At 67.6% G+C, this 506-nt stretch carries 1 protein-coding gene; it reads left to right on the plus strand.

Going from position 1 to position 506, the window contains the following annotated elements; genetic code table 11:
• Positions 1-506: hypothetical protein (locus ROI90_RS21160; protein WP_316000272.1), on the plus strand; the 506-nt coding region annotated here is incomplete at both ends.

Consider the following 506-nt stretch of genomic DNA (forward strand, 5'->3'; position numbering starts at 1 on the left):
AGGCCGAGCTGGCCGACAACGGACCGGTGCGCGGCACCATGGTGATCCGACCGTACGGGTACGGGCTGTGGGAACGGATGCAGCAGGACATGGATGCCCGCATCAAGGAGACGCCGCTCGTGGTCGGGATGGACGAGGCCCACAACTTCCTGACCGACGCCGACAGCGTGCAGTCCCGGAAGGTCATCACGAAGTTCACGGAGGCCGCAAAGCAGGGCCGCAAGGAGCGCCTCGGCCTGTTCCTCATCACGCAGGACCCACAGGACATCGACGACGCCGTCTTCGACGACGTCCAGGCGACGGCGGCCATCGACGTCCCCGGCTTCAACATCCAGGCGACAACGACGGCCACCCCCGTATCCCTCACCCTCGACCCGGGCACCGAGGACGCCACCACCCTCCCCGCCAACGGCGAATGCCCCATCGTCGACGGCAAGATCGGCGAGCCCTACGCCAAGGGCAAGGCCGAGGAAACCCCTCCCTGCGGCATCATCTACCGCCGCTCC

This window comes from Hymenobacter endophyticus, from assembly GCF_032464715.1.
Lineage (GTDB): Bacteria > Bacteroidota > Bacteroidia > Cytophagales > Hymenobacteraceae > Hymenobacter > Hymenobacter endophyticus.